This window comes from Pseudomonas poae, assembly GCA_028869255.1.
GTDB classification, from domain to species: domain Bacteria; phylum Pseudomonadota; class Gammaproteobacteria; order Pseudomonadales; family Pseudomonadaceae; genus Aquipseudomonas; species Aquipseudomonas poae_C.
Map to the genome: position 1 here is coordinate 1,480,581 of CP110972.1, position 17,953 is coordinate 1,498,533.

20 protein-coding genes are annotated in these 17,953 nt (G+C 63.2%); 14 read left to right on the plus strand and 6 right to left on the minus strand.

Translation table 11 applies throughout. The features are described 5' to 3' along the window. The first annotated feature begins 13 nt into the window (after positions 1 to 13). From accC to LRS56_06985, 10 genes are all read left to right on the plus strand, one after another. Positions 14 to 1,366, plus strand: a complete 1,353-nt coding sequence (gene accC / locus LRS56_06940) for an acetyl-CoA carboxylase biotin carboxylase subunit (protein WDU64228.1) — start codon at positions 14 to 16, stop codon at positions 1,364 to 1,366. Further along, positions 1,363 to 2,019, plus strand: coding sequence for a 5-oxoprolinase subunit PxpB (gene pxpB, locus LRS56_06945; protein ID WDU64229.1), 657 nt, complete (start codon positions 1,363 to 1,365; stop codon positions 2,017 to 2,019). The genes accC and pxpB overlap by 4 nt, the downstream gene beginning before the upstream one ends. Then, the gene (locus LRS56_06950) at positions 2,016 to 2,990 is read left to right on the plus strand and encodes a biotin-dependent carboxyltransferase family protein (protein ID WDU64230.1); all 975 of its coding nucleotides are present in this window, start codon (positions 2,016 to 2,018) and stop codon (positions 2,988 to 2,990) included. Before pxpB ends, LRS56_06950 begins: the two co-directional genes overlap by 4 nt. Beyond that, the gene (locus tag LRS56_06955; GenBank protein ID WDU64231.1) at positions 2,987 to 3,379 is read left to right on the plus strand and encodes a hypothetical protein; all 393 of its coding nucleotides are present in this window, start codon (positions 2,987 to 2,989) and stop codon (positions 3,377 to 3,379) included. Before LRS56_06950 ends, LRS56_06955 begins: the two co-directional genes overlap by 4 nt. After that, positions 3,376 to 4,149, plus strand: a complete 774-nt coding sequence (locus LRS56_06960) for a 5-oxoprolinase subunit PxpA (protein WDU64232.1) — start codon at positions 3,376 to 3,378, stop codon at positions 4,147 to 4,149. The genes LRS56_06955 and LRS56_06960 overlap by 4 nt, the downstream gene beginning before the upstream one ends. 93 nt (positions 4,150 to 4,242) lie before the next feature. Beyond that, entirely contained in the window at positions 4,243 to 4,995 is a 753-nt protein-coding gene (locus LRS56_06965) for an SDR family oxidoreductase (protein WDU64233.1), read from the plus strand. Positions 4,996 to 5,105: 110 nt separating this feature from the next. Beyond that, positions 5,106 to 5,807: an amino acid ABC transporter permease gene (locus tag LRS56_06970; GenBank protein ID WDU64234.1), complete on the plus strand. Its 702-nt coding sequence runs from the start codon at positions 5,106 to 5,108 to the stop codon at positions 5,805 to 5,807. 6 nt (positions 5,808 to 5,813) lie between these two features. Beyond that, positions 5,814 to 6,557: an amino acid ABC transporter permease gene (locus tag LRS56_06975; GenBank protein ID WDU64235.1), complete on the plus strand. Its 744-nt coding sequence runs from the start codon at positions 5,814 to 5,816 to the stop codon at positions 6,555 to 6,557. A gap of 23 nt (positions 6,558 to 6,580) precedes the next feature. Then, positions 6,581 to 7,309, plus strand: a complete 729-nt coding sequence (locus tag LRS56_06980) for an amino acid ABC transporter ATP-binding protein (GenBank protein WDU65702.1) — start codon at positions 6,581 to 6,583, stop codon at positions 7,307 to 7,309. A gap of 59 nt (positions 7,310 to 7,368) precedes the next feature. After that, complete coding sequence (locus tag LRS56_06985) at positions 7,369 to 8,202, plus strand: ABC transporter substrate-binding protein (GenBank protein ID WDU64236.1); 834 nt, start codon at positions 7,369 to 7,371, stop codon at positions 8,200 to 8,202. Between the two features lie 59 nt (positions 8,203 to 8,261). Here LRS56_06985 and LRS56_06990 read toward each other — a convergent pair whose 3' ends face one another. After that, positions 8,262 to 8,975, minus strand: coding sequence for a hypothetical protein (locus tag LRS56_06990; GenBank protein WDU64237.1), 714 nt, complete (start codon positions 8,973 to 8,975; stop codon positions 8,262 to 8,264). A gap of 155 nt (positions 8,976 to 9,130) precedes the next feature. Here LRS56_06990 and LRS56_06995 point away from each other — a divergent pair, with 155 nt between their 5' ends. Then, the gene (locus LRS56_06995) at positions 9,131 to 9,808 is read left to right on the plus strand and encodes an ATP-binding cassette domain-containing protein (GenBank protein ID WDU64238.1); all 678 of its coding nucleotides are present in this window, start codon (positions 9,131 to 9,133) and stop codon (positions 9,806 to 9,808) included. Further along, positions 9,805 to 10,599: an iron export ABC transporter permease subunit FetB gene (fetB, locus tag LRS56_07000; GenBank protein ID WDU64239.1), complete on the plus strand. Its 795-nt coding sequence runs from the start codon at positions 9,805 to 9,807 to the stop codon at positions 10,597 to 10,599. The genes LRS56_06995 and fetB overlap by 4 nt, the downstream gene beginning before the upstream one ends. Before the next feature lie 194 nt (positions 10,600 to 10,793). On the opposite strand, the gene LRS56_07005 is transcribed toward fetB, so the two are convergent. The 3 genes from LRS56_07005 to LRS56_07015 form a co-directional block, all read right to left on the minus strand. After that, entirely contained in the window at positions 10,794 to 11,372 is a 579-nt protein-coding gene (locus LRS56_07005; protein ID WDU64240.1) for a hypothetical protein, read from the minus strand. 181 nt (positions 11,373 to 11,553) lie between these two features. Beyond that, entirely contained in the window at positions 11,554 to 12,606 is a 1,053-nt protein-coding gene (locus tag LRS56_07010) for an L-idonate 5-dehydrogenase (GenBank protein WDU64241.1), read from the minus strand. Positions 12,607 to 12,620: 14 nt separating this feature from the next. Next, positions 12,621 to 13,394, minus strand: coding sequence for a glucose 1-dehydrogenase (locus tag LRS56_07015; GenBank protein ID WDU64242.1), 774 nt, complete (start codon positions 13,392 to 13,394; stop codon positions 12,621 to 12,623). A 134-nt stretch (positions 13,395 to 13,528) separates the two neighbouring features. Between LRS56_07015 and LRS56_07020 the strand changes: the two genes are divergently transcribed. Together LRS56_07020 and LRS56_07025 are read left to right on the plus strand one after the other, a co-directional pair. Next, positions 13,529 to 14,401: a LysR family transcriptional regulator gene (locus LRS56_07020; protein ID WDU64243.1), complete on the plus strand. Its 873-nt coding sequence runs from the start codon at positions 13,529 to 13,531 to the stop codon at positions 14,399 to 14,401. A 111-nt stretch (positions 14,402 to 14,512) separates the two neighbouring features. Next, the gene (locus LRS56_07025; GenBank protein ID WDU64244.1) at positions 14,513 to 15,445 is read left to right on the plus strand and encodes a pyridoxamine 5'-phosphate oxidase family protein; all 933 of its coding nucleotides are present in this window, start codon (positions 14,513 to 14,515) and stop codon (positions 15,443 to 15,445) included. A 111-nt stretch (positions 15,446 to 15,556) separates the two neighbouring features. Here the strand turns inward: LRS56_07025 and adeC are convergent, their stop codons facing one another. Both adeC and LRS56_07035 read right to left on the minus strand, forming a co-directional pair. Further along, positions 15,557 to 16,981 (minus strand): AdeC/AdeK/OprM family multidrug efflux complex outer membrane factor, encoded by a 1,425-nt coding sequence (gene adeC / locus LRS56_07030; protein WDU64245.1) that lies wholly within the window; start codon positions 16,979 to 16,981, stop codon positions 15,557 to 15,559. Further along, positions 16,981 to 17,775 (minus strand): helix-turn-helix transcriptional regulator, encoded by a 795-nt coding sequence (locus tag LRS56_07035; protein ID WDU64246.1) that lies wholly within the window; start codon positions 17,773 to 17,775, stop codon positions 16,981 to 16,983. Before LRS56_07035 ends, adeC begins: the two co-directional genes overlap by 1 nt. Positions 17,776 to 17,953 lie beyond the last annotated feature (178 nt).

Below are 17,953 nucleotides of genomic sequence, written 5' to 3' on the forward strand. Positions count from 1 at the left end.
TCAGGTGAATCCAATGTTCGACAAAGTGCTGATCGCCAACCGTGGCGAAATCGCCCTGCGCATTCAGCGTGCCTGCCATGGCCTGGGCATCAAGACCGTGGCGGTGTTTTCCGAAGCGGACCGTCACGCCCACTACGTGCAAAACGCTGACGAATCGCTGTGCATCGGCCCGGCCGCACCCGGTCTGAGCTACCTCAACCAGACGGCGTTGCTGTTCGCCGCCAAGGTCACCGGCGCCCAGGCGATCCACCCTGGCTACGGGTTCCTTTCGGAAAACGCAGGGTTTGCCGAGCGCATCGAAACCGCCGGCCTGACCTTTATCGGCCCGAGCGCAGCCTGCATCCGCACCATGGGCGACAAGGTGGCCGCCAAGCGTGCCATGCGTGAAGCCGGTGTGCCGTGCGTGCCGGGGCCTGATTCGACAATGCCTACCGACGACGCGAGCATCCTCGCCATCGCCGCTGAAATCGGCTACCCGGTCATCGTCAAGGCCGCCGGCGGTGGCGGTGGTCGCGGTATGCGCGTGGTGCAGGCAGAAGGTGAGTTGCTTGCCGCCATCGGGCTTACCCGTGAAGAAGCGCGGCTGGCGTTCGGCAACCCTGAACTGTATATCGAGAAATTCCTCGGCCACCCGCGGCATGTGGAAATCCAGGTGCTGTGTGATGCCCATGGCCATGCGATCTGGCTCGGCTGCCGCGACTGTTCCCTGCAACGCCGCCATCAGAAAGTGTTGGAAGAAGCGCCCGCACCGGGCATCGATCCCGCATTGATCGCCAAGGTCGGCGAACGCTGCGCCGAGGCATGCCGCCAGATTGGCTATCGCGGTGTGGGCACGTTTGAATTCCTGTACGAGGACGGCGAGTTCTTTTTTATCGAGATGAACACGCGTCTGCAAGTCGAACACCCGGTCACCGAGATGACCACCGGCATCGATATTGTCCAGCAGCAACTGCGCATGGCGCGGGGTGAGGTGCTGAGCCTGCGCCAGGAGGATGTGCAGCTGAACGGCCACTCTCTGGAGTGCCGGATCAACGCCGAAGACCCGGTGACTTTTATGCCCACGCCTGGCTTGATCCAGCGCTGGGAAGTGCCGGGCGGCTTTGGCGTGCGGGTCGACTCCCATGTCACCAGCGGCTACCGCGTGCCGCCGTATTACGACTCGATGGTGGCCAAGGTCATCACCCACGGCGCCACCCGCGAAGAGGCGATGGCGCGAATGCGCCTGGCGCTCAGCGAAATGGTTGTGCAAGGCATCAGCACCAATATCCCGCTGCACCGCGACATTCTTGACGACCCGGCCTTTTGCGCCGGCGGTGTCGACATTCATCACCTGGAGCGCTGGTTGCAGCAAAGGAGTCCGACATGAGCACCGCACCTTCCATCAGCCTGTTGGGCTCCAGCGCCTTGCTGTTCGAAGCGCCGGGTGAGCTGGACCTGGCCCCGCAACAGCGGATCTGGAGCTTGGCATTGCAGGCCAGTGAATGGCCCGAGATCCACGAAGCGGTGCCGGGCATGAATAACCTGATGCTGACCTTCCTCAAGCCGCCGCGCGAGCTCAACGGGCTGTGCCAGCGCTTGCTGCAAGCCTGGGAGCAGAGCGAGCCTCTGCCCCTGGAAGGGCGCATCGTCGAGTTGCCGGTGGTGTATGGCGGTGAATTCGGCCCGCATATGGCGGATGTAATCGCCCACACCGGGCTGGACATCGAGACCATCGCCAACCTGCATTGCGAACCGCTGTACCCGGTGTATGCCCTGGGCAGCCACCCCGGTTACTGCTACCTCGGCGGCATGGACCCACGCCTGGCCACGCCACGGCGCCAGGTGCCGGTGTTGAATATCGGCGCGGGCTCGGTGTCCATCGGCGGCGTGCAAACCGGGGTCTCCGCGTCGGCTGGCCCGAGTGGCTGGAACACCATCGGCCGCACTGAAATGGCATTTTTCGACCCCGCCCAAACCCCGCCGGCGATCTTGCGGCCGGGGGATTTCCTGCGCTTGCGCATCGAGAGGATCATTCGATGATCGAGATTCTATCGGCCACCGCCCTGGCCACCGTGCAGGACTTCGGGCGCTTCGGCAGCCTGGGTTACGGCGTGGGTACCTCGGGCGCCATGGACCACCTGGCCCTGGCCCTGGGCAACCTGTTGCTGGGCAACCCCGAAGATGCCGCCGCGATTGAAATACCGTTGTTTCCGTTCGAAGTACGGTTGGTGCAGGACTGCGCATTTGCCGTGACCGGCGCGGCGTGCGACGCCACGTTGGACGGCCAGCCGCTGCCGCCGAACTGGGTGTACCAGGGCCGCGAAGGCCAGGTGTTGCACTTGGGTTACCCGACGTCCGGCAGCCGTGCCTACCTGTGCCTGGCCGGCGGCGTGGATGTGCCGTCGGTGCTCGGCTCGCGCAGCACGCAACTGCGTGGCGAGTTCGGGGGCCTGCACGGACGTGCGCTGCAACAAGGCGATCGACTCGGTGCCTTGCGCCCAGGTATCAGCCGCTTGCCGCTGGACATTGGCGTGTTGGCGCCGAGCCTGGCGCTGCCGTTGCACATCGATGGGGTGCCCGCGATGCGGGTGTTGCCTGCCGCCGAATACGAGCGTTTCCAGCAAGCTTCGCGTGCGGCGTTCTGGGCCGGTGAGTGGAAGATCACCACCCAGAGCAATCGCTACGGCTACCGCATGGAAGGCCAGGCGCTGCTGCCCATCGCCCCCATGGAAATCCGCTCCCACGGCATTGTGCCGGGGGTGATCCAGGTGCCGCACGGCGGCCAGCCGATTATCCAGATGCGCGACGCCCAGCCCAGCGGCGGTTACCCCAAGTTCGGCAGTGTGATCGAAGCCGACCTGTGGCGCCTGGGGCAGGCGCCTATCGGCAGCAAGGTGCGCTTTATCGAGTGCAGCTACCTGGAGGCCGTCGAGGCCCTGGAAACCAATCGACGTTACCTGCGCGAGGTCGGCCGCCTGGTGGATCTGCACCGTGAAGGAGTTAAACCATGACCCTCGAGGACATTCGCCAGTTGGCGGCGTGGCTCAAGGAACACCACCTGGCCGGTGCCGAAATCAGCCGCCCGGGTGTGCACTTGACGCTCAAGCGCGGTGGCGAGCCCGTCACCGTTGTGGCACCTGCGGTCGCTGCGGTTGAAGACCAGGTGCTGCGTACGACCGGCCTGGGTCGCTTGCTGCTGACCCATCCGCAACAAACCGAACCGTTGGTGGCCGTGGGCGACCAGCTCAGCGCCGGCCAGTTGGTCGCACTGCTGCAAGTCGGTGAGCTGCTGTTGCCACAGCGCAGCCCCTGCGCTGCACGGGTTGTCGATGTACGTGTGCCGTGCGGCACCACCGTCGGCTATGGCGAAGCGTTTCTGGGCGTGGAGAAGCAAGCATGAAGATTGATTTGAACGCCGACCTGGGCGAGGGCTTCGGCCCCTGGCGCATGGGCGAAGACGAGGCGCTGATGAGCCTGATCTCGTCGGCCAACGTGGCCTGTGGGTTTCATGCCGGCGACCCGCTGATCATGGACAACACCGTGCGCCTGGCCAAGGCCGGTGGCATCGATCTGGGCGCACATGTCGGCTTCCCGGACCTGATGGGTTTCGGCCGTCGCCAGATGAATATCGAGATCAAGGAGCTGGCTACCTATGTGATCTACCAGCTTGGCGCGCTGGCGGGGATTGCGGCGGTGAACGGCCATCGCCTGACCCACATGAGCTTCCACGGCGCCCTGGGCAATATGGCCGCCGCCGATACCGCGCTGGCCGAGCCGCTGGTGCGGGCGGTAGCCGCGTTCGATCCGGCGCTGATCATCAGCTCGTCGAGCAGCCGCGCCATTGAGGGCGCAGCCGAAAAATGCGGCTTGCGCGTGGCCACCACGTTTCTCGCCGACCGCGCCTATGACGATGACTGCCTGCTGGTGCCGCGCAAGGTCGAGGGCTCGGTGATCAAGGACCCGACGGCGGTGCTGCGCCGGGTGCGGCAACTGCTGGAGGAGGGCACGGTAACGGCCCTTGGCGGCAAGGTGCTGCGGGTGCCGGCGCACTCGATCCTGCTGCACGGCGATACCCCCGGCGCGGTCGAACTGGCGCGCACGATTCGCCAGGAAATCGAGCGCATGGGCGGGCAGATTACGCCTGTCTCGCAGCTGCTGGCCGCGTCATAAGCTGGCCTTATCGCCACACAACCATTGCGTCTTGGTCCAGCGCCTGAAGGCTGGATAGAGTCGAACCATAACCCGTAGCACAAGGACCACCCCATGCCATTTTCCGACTACAAAACCGCGCTGGTCACCGGGGCGTCCTCCGGCATCGGCGCCGCCGTTGTCGAGCGCTTGTGCCAGGAAGGCGTGCAGGTGCATGCCCTGGCCCGCAGTGCCGACAAGCTGCAGGAACTGGCGGCCAAAACCGGTTGCATCGCCCACGCCATTGACGTCACCGACCTCGCCGGGTTGACCAGGCTGTTTGCTGAAAATACCTTCGACATCCTGGTCAACAACGCCGGTGTCGACAAACCCGGCTCGTTGCTCAGCGCCGATGCCGACGGCATCGACCTGCTGATCGACGTCAACCTGCGTGCCGTGCTGCACCTGGCACGTCTGGCGCTGCCTGGCATGGTCGAGCGCGACTGCGGGCACATCATCAACATCAGCTCGATTGCCGCGGCCTACAACTTTGGCGGCAACTCCACCTACCACGCGACCAAGGCGGCCGTGAGCATGCTCTCGCGCCAGCTGCGCATCGATGCGTTCGGCAAGCGCGTGCGTGTTACCGAGATCTGCCCGGGGCGGGTGGCCACGGATATCTTCGCGCATGTGCACGGCGACTCCGAAGAGACCTACAAGCGCTTCGTCGAGGGCTTTGAATTGCCCCTGGCCGAAGACATCGCCAACGCCATCGCCTTTGCGATTGCCGCGCCGATTGCCGTGAACATCGGGCATATGGAAATCACCCCGACCTTGCAAGTGCCGGGCGGGCTTTCCACCGCACGGCCGCAGGATTACCAAGGCTGACATCCAGCCGCTAAAAACAGAACGGACCGATCCGTCATCGCTGCATCCCGCCACGGCCACGCCGGGTGATTTTGATTTCTGCCCTAGCCCAATGCCGATAGGGATTGACCATGAAGCAAGACTTCGATTTGGCCGCGATTCTGCAAGGCGAATATGCCGAGCTGATCGTCAAGGGCATCGAAATGACCTTGCAGCTGGCGTTGTTCGCCTGGCTGCTGGCGATGGTGCTGGCGTTGACGCTGGTCACGGTGCGCCTGACCGGCAATAAGCTGGCCGACCGCCTGGTGGCGGGTTACGTGTCCTACCACCGCAATGTGCCGACCCTGGTGCAACTGATGCTGTGGTACTTCGGCGTGCCGACGCTGCTCAGCGAGTCCGCGCAGCTGTGGCTGGCCAACCACAACACCGAATACCTGTTCTCGGTGATCGCCCTGGGGCTGTGCCAGGCGGCGTATTTCTGTGAGGACATCCGCAGCGGCCTGCGCGCCATTCCCGCCGGGCAGACCGAAGCGTCCAGGGCCCTGGGCCTGGGCTACGTGCGTTCGATGCGCTATGTGATCCTGCCCCAGGGCGTGCGCAACTGCCTGCCGTCGCTGATCAATCACACCGTGCTGCTGTTCAAGAACACCAGCCTGGCGATGGCGATTGGCGTGATGGAACTGACCTACGCCAGCCGTGAAGTGGAGAACTACACCTTCCGCACCTTTGAGTCGTACCTGGTGGCCACGGTGTTCTACCTGGTGTTTTCCCTGCTGCTGATGGGCGCCGGCGCGTTGCTGGCCCGGCACTTCAGCAAAGCCCTGGCGAGGTAGCCCGCGATGTTCGATATGTTCTCGATTGTGCAGCAGAACTGGACGCTGTTCCTTATCGGCCAATACCCCCACGGCCCGTTAGGTGGCTTGGCGAGTACCTTGATCCTGGCGGCGTTGGCGTTGCTGCTGGCCTTCCCGTTCGGCTTGCTGCTGGCCCTGGCGCGGGTGTCGCCGTGGAAGGGCCTGTACTGGGTCGCCACGGTGTGGGTCTACGTGCTGCGCGGCATCCCGTTGCTGATGGTGATCTTCTGGACCTATTTCCTGGTGCCTCTGATGATCGGCCACAACATCACCGGCTTCATGACCATGCTCTGCACGCTGGTGATCTACCAGAGCGCCTACCTGTGCGAAATCATTCGCGGCGGTATCCAGGCGCTGCCCAGTGGCCAGTACGAGGCGTCCCGCGCCCTCGGCCTGGGCTACGTGCGCACCACGCTCTGGGTGATTTTGCCCCAGGCGTTGTACAACGCGCTGCCGAGCCTGATCAGCCAGTTTATTTCGATCATCAAGGAAACCTCCCTGGGCTACGTGATCAACGTGCAGGAAGTGACCTTTGCCGCCAACCAGGTCAACAACCAACTGCTGACCAAGCCGTTCCAGGTGTTTTTCATCCTGGCGATCATCTACTACCTGCTGTGTTTCGGCCTGACCCGCCTGGCCGGTTGGGTGGAGCGACGCATTGCGCGCAAGCGCCTGGGGGATGCTGGAAAAACCCTGCCAGGCGAGCCGTTGCTGGTTACCGATAATTGAAGAGGGCTGCGCTCATGCATCCAATGATCATGTTTTCGAAAATCAATAAATGGTACGGCGAGTACCAGGCGCTCACCGACATCACCGCCGAAGTGCAACCCGGCGAAGTGGTGGTGCTGTGCGGTCCGTCGGGCTCGGGCAAGTCGACCTTGATTCGCACCGTCAACCGCCTGGAAGACATCCAGGCGGGTCAGATCCTGTTCGACGGCCAGGACGTGCACGGCACCGACGCGCAGATCAACCGCCTGCGCAGCCGCGTCGGTTTTGTGTTCCAGAGCTTCAACCTGTTCCCGCACCTGTCCGTGCTGGAAAACATCACCCTGGCGCCAAACAAGCTGCGCAACCTCAAGGGTGCGGCGGCCAAACAGAAGGCCATGGAGCTGCTGGATCGCGTCGGCCTGGCGCACAAGGCCGGTGCCTACCCGGCGCAGCTGTCCGGCGGCCAGCAGCAACGCGTGGCGATTGCCCGGGCATTGGCGATGGAACCGCCGGTGATGTTGTTCGACGAGCCCACCAGCGCCCTCGACCCGGAAATGGTCGGTGAAGTGCTGAGCGTGATGAAGGGGTTGGCCAAGGACGGCATGACCATGATGTGCGTGACCCACGAAATGAACTTCGCCCGCGAAGTGGCCGACACCATCTGGTTTATGGACGCGGGGCAGATTCTGGAAAAGAACAGCCCCGACGCCTTCTTCACCCAGCCTTCGCACCCGCGAGCGCAACGTTTTATCGCCGACCTGCGGGCCCATTGAGCTGCGGCGGCTTTGCTCCCTCTGCCATTTTTGCTGGTCCAACTTTCTGGAGATTTCCCATGGGTATGAAGCATCTGTTTACCGCGCTGGCATTGGGGCCATTGGCGATCGCCGTGGCGCAGGCCGACCAATTGAGCGACATCATGGCCAAGCAATCCCTGAGCTGCGGCGTGTACGCCGACGTGCCGCCATTTTCCGCGCCGGACCCGAAAACCCGCGAGCTGGTGGGCATGGACGTCGACCTGTGCAAGGCGCTGGCCAAGACCATGGGCGTGGCCCTGGAGCTCAAACCGTTGTCGGTTGAAGCGCGGATTCCCGAAGTCAAAATGGGCCGCGTCGATGTGATCTTCGCCAACCTGGCCTACACCAAGACCCGCGCCGAACAGATCCAGTTCAGCGACCCGTACTACATCGCCAAGGAAACCCTGGTGGTGCGCGCAGCGAACGCCGACCAACCGAAAAGCTTCTTCAAGGACAAGCGCATCAGCTCCACCAAGGGCTCGACCTCCGAGCAGTCGATCCGCCTGGCCGGCGCCACGCCGGTGACCTTCCAGGACACCGGTTCGGCCTACATGGCACTGCAGCAGAATAAAGTGGTGGGCCTGGTGACCAACACCATGACCGCGCTCAAGCTGGTCAACCAGGCCAAGGCCAGCGGTGTCGAACTGGCGCTGGCGAAAGAGCCGATGGCCCTGGAGCCGATCGGTGCGGGCATGCGTCGCGACGAACCGGCGTTTTTGGCCAAGGTCAATGAGTCGTTGATGGCGATGGAAAAAGCCGGCGAAATCGACGCGATCTGGGAGCGCTGGATCGGGCCGAACACCGAATACAAGATGGTGCGTGAGGACAAGGTGCAAAGCTTGAGTGCGCTGAAGTTCGAGCCGTTGCCGTAAAACGCAGGCCCATGCTCTTGTGGTGATTGGGGCAAGCCCGCTCACCACAACGGCCCTGCTCAGGCTGGTTTTTCCAGTGGCGTCGCTGGGCCCGTGGTTGAGCGGATGCTGTCCTTGGGAATGCTGCGTTCCTGAAAAAGGATTTTGCCGTCTTCAGTGTGTTTGTCGATGAGGTACAGCATATCGTCGCTCTCGCCGACGACGCAGGCTGTAACGACGTCCAGGTTTTTGAGCAGGACGGTTGATGGTTTGCACTTACGAATTTCTTCATAGGCATTCAACTTTCCGCGTGCAATCGATTGAGAGAACGTCAGCGTCCAGATACTCCACATCCCCATCGCTAGAAAGGTGAGCAGCAACGTCACACGTACCGGCAGCCTGGCTTTTGTGTAGCTTTTCGACAGCCGTTGCGATAGCCGGTAGCGACGGCTCATGGGGGGTAGCGTCGTAGAGGAGGGTACCCGATCAGGATTTTCTGTGAAGTAAATCAAGCAGGTAAGTATGGCAACGGCTGTGATGACGATCAGGAGTGCGGCGAATTTAACCAGTACGTCGATTCCGCCGAACACCACAAATTGATACGCGTCGTATCCCAGTCGATTCACGGGCATGCCGAGCTTGCCGTGATAGGTCTCTAGATACGCGTACCCGTTTGAATAAAACACTGCAAACAACAGCAGCATGATCGGCAAGCTTTCAAGTTTTACAACCCTCCATAACCATGCGGCGTTAACCTGGGAAACGTGAGCATTGGTGTCTTTCTGGTTTTCCATTGAGCATCCTTTCTGTGAGCGTGCGGAGTCTGGAGGGCACGGCGCGGAGGTAGGTCATGTGCCACTCAGCCGACTCTTATACGCCCAAACACTGGACCCCCGCGACCCTCCTGCCTCACCATGCGCCGAACAGAATCAAGAGGAATCTTGCGTCCATGAACGCACTGATAGAAACCCGCGCCCTCACGCGCAGCGACGAGCGTCGCCAACTGCCCTTGCTCCAACCTACGAATTTCACCTTGAGCCACGGCGATCGTGTGTCGATCACCGGCTCATCGGGCTCCGGTAAAAGCGTGTTTCTACGAGCGTTGGCGCTGCTGGATGCGCCCACCTCCGGGCAGGTCCTGTGGAATGGCCAGCCGATTGCCAACCCACAAATCCCTCACTACCGCAGCCATATCGGCTACCTGTCCCAACGCCCGGCGTTGCTTGAAGGCACGGTGGAAGACAATCTGCGCTTCCCCTTCAGCCTCAAGACCTTGCGCAAACGCAGCTTTGATTTACACGCCGTTACCACGCTGCTCGGCCACGCGGGTAAAACCCCGGACTTCCTGACGAAGAACGCCGGTGACCTCTCGGGCGGTGAATCCCAGGTGGTTTCGCTGATCCGCACCTTGCAACTCAACCCCGAAGTGCTGTTGCTGGATGAGCCCACTGCCGCGCTCGACCCGGCGTCCTCACGCGATGTCGAAGCGCTGATCGATGCGTGGTTTGCCGGGGACAACGCACGGGCCTATATCTGGGTGTCCCATGACCTCGACCAGGCCCGGCGCATGAGCGATATCCACTTGCAGATGAGTGCCGGTGTATTGAGTGAGGCCGCCCAACCATGAACTATCACAACCTCACCGCGCTGGACATGGGCATCGCCGCTTCGCTGATCCTGATCAATGGCGCGCTATCGCTGCTGCTGCGCCTGGGCCTGGGGCGCCAGTTGCTGTGGGCGGCGGTGCGCACCGTGGTGCAATTGTTGGCCATCGGTTATCTGCTGGGCTGGGTGTTCGAATTTGCCTACTGGTACGTGGTGCTGCCGTTGATGTGTGCGATGACCCTGATTGCCGGGCTGTCGGCGGCGGGGCGTGGGCGGCGTACGTATCGCGGGCAGCGGGCCGATAGCATTCTGTCGGTGTGGGGCAGTTCATGGCTGGTGACGGCGGTGGGCCTGTTTGCGGTGATTCGCATCCACCCCTGGTACGAGCCGCAATATGCGATACCGATCCTGGGGATGATTCTCGGTAATACCCTCACCGGCGTGTCGCTGGGCATCGAGCGCATGACCCAGGAACTGACCTCGGGGCGCAACACCATCGAGATGATCCTGGCCCTCGGCGGTTCACGCTGGGAAGCGGCGCAGGAAGCGATCCGCCAGGCTGTGCGCGCCGGGATGATCCCGACGCTGAACCAGATGACCGTGGTCGGCATCGTCAGCCTGCCTGGCATGATGACCGGGCAGGTGCTGGCAGGGGAGAGCCCGGTGGACGCGGTGCGTTATCAGATCGTGATCATGTTTCTGATCGCCGCGTCCTCGGCCTTGGGCACGGTCGGTGCTGTGTTGCTCACCTACCGACGGTTGTTTTCCGCGAGCCATCGGTTCTTGCGTTTTAGGCTCGAAGAGCGCGCCTGAGTCTCAGGTGTTGTTGCAACCCTTGGCCATCGAGTCGTGGCTAGCCCGCTTGATGTGGCGAGCGGGCTTGCCCGCGTTGGGCTGCGCAGCAGCCCTGAAATCAGGCGCCAAAATGTGCCTGATACACCGCATGTTTCAAGGCAGGGCCGCTTCGCGCCCCAACGCGGGCAAGCCCGCTCGCCACAGACAATCGGCTAGGCATCGCGGGCGCAACCAAACGGCACGGTGTGGAAGATTACCGAGCGCACGTCGACGATCTTGAGTAAATGTCCGCTGGCCATCGGGTCTTCATTCGTGGCGAGCGGGCTTGCCCGCGTTGGGCTGCGTAGCAGCCCTGAAATCAGGCGCCGAAATGTGCCTGATACACCGCATGTTTCAAGGCAGGGCCGCTTCGCGCCCCAACGCGGGCAAGCCCGCTCGCCACAGACAATCGGCTCGGCATCGCGGGCGCAACCAAACGGCACGGTGTGGAAGATCACCGAGCGCACGTTGACGATCGGGCGATTGAGTAAATGTCCGCTGGCCATCGGGTCTTCATTCGTGGCGAGCGGGCTTGCCCGCGTTGGGCTGCGCAGCAGCCCTGAAATCAGGCGCCGAAATGTGCCTGATACACCGCATGTTTCAAGGCAGGGCCGCTTCGCGCCCCAACGCGGGCAAGCCCGCTCGCCACAGGCGGTAGGCTCGGTATCGCGGGCGCAACCAAACGGCACGGTGTGGAAGATTACCGAGCGCATGTCGACGATCGGGCGATTGAGTAAATGTCCGCTGGCCATTCGGGTCTTCATTCGTGGCGAGCGGGCTTGCCCGCGTTGGGCTGCGCAGCAGCCCTGAAATCAGGCGCCAAAATGTGCCTGATACACCGCATGTTTCAAGGCAGAGCCGCTTCGCGCCCCAACGCGGGCAAGCCCGCTCGCCACAGGAGGTAGGCTCGGCAGCGCGGGCGCAACCTTGGGATCAGGGCTGGTCCGCTACCCCAAAATCCAGCACCACTTTCATCGCTTGGGTCTTGTCCGCCGCCAGTTCGAACGCCTGCACCGCCTCGTCAAACGGCACGGTGTGGGAGATCACCGGGCGCACGTCGACGATCTGGCGGTTGAGCAGATCCACCGCCTGGGCAAACTCACTGTGGAAGCGGAACGTGCCGCGCAAATCGATCTCGCGGCTGACCAGCAGGTTGAGCGGCAGCGACACATCGCCGCCCAACCCGACGGTGACCAGCACACCGCGTGGTGCAATGCATTCCAGGCCGTTACGCAAGGCCACGGCGCTGCCGGAGACTTCGAACATCACCTCGAAGTAACCCTTTTCGGCGGCGTAGCGCTTGAGCGCGTCGTTGCCGTCGGCCAGGTTGTGGGTGCGCGTGGCGCCCATTTTTTCGGCGCAGGCGAGGGCGCTGGCGGAGAGGTCCACGGCGACGATTTCACCGGCGCCGGCAGCGCGCAGGCTGGCGATCAACAGGTTGCCAATCGGGCCGCAGCCGGTCACCAGCACGCGCTTGCCGAATACCGCACCGGCGCGTTGGATGGCATGCAAGCCCACCGACAGTGGCTCGGCCAGCGCACCTTCGGCGAGGCTGACATGATCCGCCAGCAGATGCGCTTGATGCGTTTCGATCACCAGGCTCTGGCGAAACGCGCCCTGGATATGCGGAAAGGGCATCGCACTGCCGTAGAACCGCATGTTCAGGCAATGGTTCGGCAGCCCTTGATGGCAGTAACGGCAGGCGCCGCACGGGCGTGACGGCGACACCGCAATGCGCTGGCCGACCTTGAACAGTCCGGTATCGCTGCCTATCGCGTCGATCACCGCCGACACTTCATGCCCGAGCACCATCGGCTCGCGCAGGCGCACGGTGCCGAAGCCGCCGTGCTGGTAGTAATGCAGGTCCGAGCCGCAGATGCCGCCTCGGGCAATGCGCACTCGCAGTTGGTCGGGGGCGAGGGGGGGCGGCGCGTCCTGAGGGTCGACGCGCAAGTCTTTTGATGCGTGGCAAACGATGGCGTGCATAAGGTTCTCCAGAGTCACAGCGACGCGGTAATACCACCGTCGACATACAGAATATGGCCGTTGACGAAGCTTGCGGCGTCGCTGGCGAGGAACACCGCCGCACCGGCCAACTCGGCCACATCGCCCCAGCGCCGGCTTGGGGTGCGCTGCACCAGCCAGTCGCTGAACTCGGGGTTGGCCACCAGGTTGGCGTTCAACTCGGTCTTGAAATAACCAGGGCCGATACCGTTGATGGTCAGCCCATGGGGGCCCCAGTCAATGGCCATGCCCTTGGTGAGCATTTTCAGCGCGCCCTTGCTGGCCGCATAGGGTGCAATCCCCGGGCGGCCGAGTTCACTTTGCACCGAGCAGATATTGATGATGCGCCCACGCTTGCGCGGGATCATCGCCCGTGCCACGGCCTGGCCCACCAGAAACGCGCTGTCGAGGTTGGTGCTGATCAGTTCGCGCCAATGCTGCTCGCTGTAGTCTTCCAGCGGGCCGCGTCGCTGCATGCCAGCGTTGTTCACCAGAATCTCCAGCGGGCCGAGGCGTTCTTCGATATTCGCCACAGCCGCCTGGATGGCGGCGCTGTCGGTCACATCAAAGGCTTGAGTGTGCACCTCCAGGCCCTCCAGCGTGAGCATCGCGGCCGCGTCGCGCAAGGTGCTGCGGTTGCGCCCGTTGAGCACCACCCGTGCGCCGGCCTGGGCCAGGCCACGAGCGATAGCCAGGCCGATACCCGCACTGGAACCGGTGACCAGCGCGAGCCGGCCATCGAGGCGAAAGGTGTCTAGAACGCTGTGCATGGGCAGTTTTCTCCGGGCGCGCGGGTGATAGCAAAACATTGGCTGATGAGGCTAACTTCACCCCAGTGTAGGGTGCTGGTCCAATGTTCATTTATGATCGGCTGATCAAAAACCGTGATAACCGAGGAGGCTGGATGGAGCTCAAGCACTTGCGCGCCTTTGTGGTGCTGGCCCAAGAGCTGCATTTCGGCCGGGCGGCGGCGCAGTTATCGATTGTGCAACCGGCGCTGAGCATGCAGATCAAGCTGCTGGAAAGCGGCCTTGGCGTGCGCCTGCTGGACCGCAATCGTCACTCGGTGACGTTGACCGACGCGGGCCGGGTATTCCTGCCGGAAGCCCAGGCCACCTTGCACCAGGCGGCCCGTGCGGCGGACGCGGCACGGGCCTCCAGCCGTGGGGAAATCGGCCGGGTGCGGCTGGGGTTTGTGTCGTCGGTACTCCCGCAATTGTTGCCGCAATTGATCCGCGCCGTGCATCAGCGCTACCCGCGTATCGAGCTGGAACTCAAGGACATGCCCGGACCCGATCAAGCCGCCGCGCTGAAAAGCGGCCTGCTGGATTTTGGTTTGATGCGCCTGCCTGCCGCGCACCCTGGGGTGCAGACCCGTGCGGTGCTGCATGAGCGTTTCTGCGTGGCCTTGCCGATGGATCACCCGTTGGCGGCGCAGGAATCGATCCAGCCCACCGACCTGCTTGATGTGCCGGTGTACATTCTTGCGCGGCGTTATGCGCCGGGGTTCCACGACGAGTTTATCCAGGCCCTGGGCATCAGCCTGCAGATCGCCTCGCAGCTGGGCGAATTCACCACCATGCTCGCGCTGGTCTCCGCCGGGTTGGGGGTAGGCGTGTTGCCGCAACAGGCGGCGCGGGCGTTGCCGGCCAATTGCGTGTCGCGCCACTTGGAACTGGGCGCGTTCCAGGCCACTACGGGCCTGGCCTGGACCGAGTTGGATAGCGCGGTGAAGACCACACTGTTCAATCTGATCGTGGAGTTATTTGGCGAGTGATTGTTTAGCACGGTGAAATGCGCGGCCACTCCTGCGTGACGGCGCAGCGTGGGTATTCCCTCAACTGCTGGCCGGGCGCAGCATAAGGGCATCCAACAAGAGGTGGTCGCCATGAACCCGATTGAACAGTCCCCCTGGCATGCCGGCGAACGGCACCTGCAAGCAGCGGTTGGCGTGGCCGAGCGCATGGCCGTGGTCGGGCCTAAGGTGATTCGCGATCATCTGCCGGAGCAACACCGGGATTTCTACCCCTTGTTGCCGTACCTGATGCTGGGTGTGGTAGATGAACAGGGTGTTCCCTGGGCGACAATGCTTGAAGGCGCACCGGGGTTTGCTCATTCACCAGCCCCGCGGACCTTGCAGGTCGACAGCTTGCCGTCTGCACGCGACCCTGCCCGTGCAGCATTCCACAGCGGCGCTGCCGTGGGCTTGCTCGGGATTGACCTGAACACCCGTCGACGCAATCGCTTGAACGGCCGCATCGGCAGCCTGGATCACGCTGGCTTCTCGGTTGATGTGGTACACGCCTACGGCAATTGCCCCAAATACATCCAGCTGCGACCGGTCGACGGCATCGCCCGTAAACCCGGGACTCAGCTCGAGCGCCTCAACGGCCTGGACGCCGCCGCACAGGAGATGATCCGCAACGCCGATACTTTTTTCGTCGCCAGCTACGCGGACGTCGGCGGTGAGCGGTCGGTGGACGTGTCCCATCGCGGTGGCAATACGGGTTTTGTGCGCGTCGAGGGTGACGTGCTGACCATCCCCGACTTCGCCGGCAACCTGTTCTTCAACACCCTGGGCAACCTGCAACTTAACCCGGTGGCGGGCTTACTGTTTATCGACTTTGCCTCGGGGGATGTGCTGCAAGTGGCCGGGCGCACTTCGTTGATCCTCGACGGCCCGCAAGTGGCCAGCTTCGACGGCGCGCAGCGCTTGTGGACGGTCACCGTGGAACACCTGGTGCGCCGCCCGGCAGCGTTGGCCTTGAGCTGGCAGTTTGCAGCATTTTCGCCGCACATCCTGGCGATGGGCAGTTGGTAACTGAGGTTCACCTGTGGGAGCTGGCTTGCCTGCGATAGCATCGCCCCGGTACGACTGTTGGACTGCGGTGTCTGCATCGCAGGCAAGCCAGCTCCCACAGGTTTTCAGGCGCTAGCGCCGCGCCGTCAACGCCGACGCATCGCTCCACGCACCCCCCAAGGCCGTATACAGGTTCACCTGCGCCACCAATTGCGCCAACCGATCCACTATCAATGCCTGTTGCGAGCTGAACAGCGAGCGCTGGGCGTCGAGGAAGGTCAGGTTGCTGTCCACGCCGCTGCGGTAGCGGTGTTGGGCCAGGTCGTAATAGGCCTGGTTGGCGGCGACAAAATCCCGTTGCGCAGTGAGCTGGTCGGTAAAGGTTTGCGAGGCGGCCAGGCCGTCGGCGACTTCCTGAAAGGCGGTCTGGATGGATTTTTCATACTGGGCCACGCTGATGTCTTTTTGCAGCTTGGCGTAATCCAGGCTGGCGCGCAGGCTGCCGGCGTTGAAGATCGGCAGGTTGATCTGCGGCTGGAAGGTCCAGGTGCCCGAGCCACCCTTGAGCAGGCCCGACAGTTCGGTGCTGGCGCTGCCCGCGTTGGCCGTGAGGCTGACCGACGGAAAAAACGCAGCACGGGCTGCACCGATATTCGCGTTGGCAGCCCGTAGCTGGTACTCGGCCTGGAGAATATCCGGGCGGCGTTGCAACAGGTCCGAGGGCAGGCCGGCGGGCACACGAGCCACCAGGTCCTCGGCCAGCGGGCGGGCGGGCAGGGTTTCATCCACCGGGCCGCCCACCAGCAGGGTCAGGTTGTTGAGGTCCTGAGCCACCTGGCGTTGATAGCGGGCAACGCTGGCGCGGGTGCTTTCGACACTGGTGCGCGCTTGCACCACGTCCAGTGCCGACGCCTTGCCCGCGCTTTTGCTGCGGCGGGTCAGTTGCCAGCTGTGGTCGTCGGCGGCCAGGGTTTGCTCGGCCAAGGCCAGTAGCTCCTGGTCGGCGCGCCAGGTCAGGTAGGCGTTGGCGACGTTGGCCACCAGGCTCAGTTGTGCACTGCGCCGGGCTTCTTCGGTGCCCAGGTAGGTGAGCATCGCCTGTTCGCTGAGGCTGCGCACGCGGCCGAACAAATCCAGTTCATAGGCGCTGATGCCCAGGGTCGCGGAATAGCTGGAGGTGATCGCGGACTTGCCCGTACCGGTCACATCGCCCGGCAGCTTCTGACGCTTGCCGGCGCCGGTGGCGGACACCGCCGGGAACAGGTCGGCGCGCTGGATACGGTACTGCGCCTGGAACGCCTCGACATTCAGCGCCGCCACCCGCAAGTCGCGGTTATTGGCCAGCGCGTGGCGAATCAGTTGTTGCAGCGCCGGGTCGTGGAACACGGCCTGCCAGTCCGCTGTCGAGGCCGCGCTGCCGGCCTGCGCCAGGCTGTAGACCCCGCCCTGGGGGTACTGCGCCGGCACCGGTGGCGCGGGCCGCTGGTACTCGGGTATCAGCGAGCAACCGCCGAGCATCCAGGCCATGCCGAGGGTGGTGAGGGTGCGTGTGTTCATCAGGCGCCAACCATCCATTTGGCCAGGCCATGCCGGCCGCTCACGCCCAGCTTGGCGGCGGCGCGCTTGAGGTAGGTTTCGATGGAGCTGTTTTTCACGCTGAGTTTTTCCGCCATTTGCGGCACGGTGCCGCCCGTCAACAGGCCCAGGCAGACCTCCTGCTCGCGTGCCGACAGGGTGATGTCCCCCAGGGACAGGCGCTTGTAGAACTCACGTTGCAATTGCGATTGCTCGAGCAGGGTATGGGCTGGTTCGGCCTGGGTGTGGGGGGCCTGGCGCAGGCTCTGCGCGTGGCATTCGATCAGCGGCAGCAGGGTGGCCGACAAGCACTTGAGAAACGACAACTCGGCCAGCGAAAAACCGCGCTGGGTCGGCGGCCGGTAGAACGAAATCACACAGCGCCGGTTGCCCTGACGCGACACCAGGTTGCATTGGTGCGAGGTGCCACGCGGGTGTGCACTGTTGGCCTTGGCCTTGAGCTGGATCAGCAGCGGATCCTGCATGCCAAGCATGTCGCGCAGCAGGGGATGGTCGCCCATCGAGTGCAGGGGCAGGGGCGGCGGCAGGTCTTGCTTCTGGCCGGCGCTGCCGAGCAATTTGATATCGAGCACGCAATCGCGCAACTCGTCCAACGTCCATTCGCTGAGGTCCACCCAGTGGATCGGCACCCATTTACCCACCAGATGCAGCATGTGGGCGGCAAAATCCGCGTGGCCACTGTTTGAAATCAACTCGCCCATTTCGGCATAAAAATGCGCGCTTTCCGGGGTGGCAATACTGCTGGTCAAACTCATAGCCATCTCATCCTTGATGTCGAAAACCGTCACAAACTCCCTGGGCCTCTGCGGGGCGATCCGTTCCTCATGAAGCAGAGTCGGCACTCGAGAGTGTATTTAGCCCGGGGATTCGTCCTACGTATGTAGCAGAAACGAGGGACACAACGTGCCATAAAAACATCGTCATTAATTCGAC

Excerpts from the sequence above, each read along its gene's own strand:
- accC (WDU64228.1), top strand. The coding sequence starts at position 14 with ATGTTCGACAAAGTGCTGATCGCCAACCGTGGCGAAATCGCCCTGCGC.
- pxpB (WDU64229.1), top strand. The coding sequence starts at position 1,363 with ATGAGCACCGCACCTTCCATCAGCCTGTTGGGCTCCAGCGCCTTGCTG.
- LRS56_06950 (WDU64230.1), top strand. The coding sequence starts at position 2,016 with ATGATCGAGATTCTATCGGCCACCGCCCTGGCCACCGTGCAGGACTTC.
- LRS56_06955 (WDU64231.1), top strand. The coding sequence starts at position 2,987 with ATGACCCTCGAGGACATTCGCCAGTTGGCGGCGTGGCTCAAGGAACAC.
- LRS56_06960 (WDU64232.1), top strand. The coding sequence starts at position 3,376 with ATGAAGATTGATTTGAACGCCGACCTGGGCGAGGGCTTCGGCCCCTGG.
- LRS56_06965 (WDU64233.1), top strand. The coding sequence starts at position 4,243 with ATGCCATTTTCCGACTACAAAACCGCGCTGGTCACCGGGGCGTCCTCC.
- LRS56_06970 (WDU64234.1), top strand. The coding sequence starts at position 5,106 with ATGAAGCAAGACTTCGATTTGGCCGCGATTCTGCAAGGCGAATATGCC.
- LRS56_06975 (WDU64235.1), top strand. The coding sequence starts at position 5,814 with ATGTTCGATATGTTCTCGATTGTGCAGCAGAACTGGACGCTGTTCCTT.
- LRS56_06980 (WDU65702.1), top strand. The coding sequence starts at position 6,581 with ATGATCATGTTTTCGAAAATCAATAAATGGTACGGCGAGTACCAGGCG.
- LRS56_06985 (WDU64236.1), top strand. The coding sequence starts at position 7,369 with ATGGGTATGAAGCATCTGTTTACCGCGCTGGCATTGGGGCCATTGGCG.
- LRS56_06990 (WDU64237.1), bottom strand. The coding sequence starts at position 8,975 with ATGGAAAACCAGAAAGACACCAATGCTCACGTTTCCCAGGTTAACGCC.
- LRS56_06995 (WDU64238.1), top strand. The coding sequence starts at position 9,131 with ATGAACGCACTGATAGAAACCCGCGCCCTCACGCGCAGCGACGAGCGT.
- fetB (WDU64239.1), top strand. The coding sequence starts at position 9,805 with ATGAACTATCACAACCTCACCGCGCTGGACATGGGCATCGCCGCTTCG.
- LRS56_07005 (WDU64240.1), bottom strand. The coding sequence starts at position 11,372 with ATGGCCAGCGGACATTTACTCAATCGCCCGATCGTCGACATGCGCTCG.
- LRS56_07010 (WDU64241.1), bottom strand. The coding sequence starts at position 12,606 with ATGCACGCCATCGTTTGCCACGCATCAAAAGACTTGCGCGTCGACCCT.
- LRS56_07015 (WDU64242.1), bottom strand. The coding sequence starts at position 13,394 with ATGCACAGCGTTCTAGACACCTTTCGCCTCGATGGCCGGCTCGCGCTG.
- LRS56_07020 (WDU64243.1), top strand. The coding sequence starts at position 13,529 with ATGGAGCTCAAGCACTTGCGCGCCTTTGTGGTGCTGGCCCAAGAGCTG.
- LRS56_07025 (WDU64244.1), top strand. The coding sequence starts at position 14,513 with ATGAACCCGATTGAACAGTCCCCCTGGCATGCCGGCGAACGGCACCTG.
- adeC (WDU64245.1), bottom strand. The coding sequence starts at position 16,981 with ATGAACACACGCACCCTCACCACCCTCGGCATGGCCTGGATGCTCGGC.
- LRS56_07035 (WDU64246.1), bottom strand. The coding sequence starts at position 17,775 with ATGAGTTTGACCAGCAGTATTGCCACCCCGGAAAGCGCGCATTTTTAT.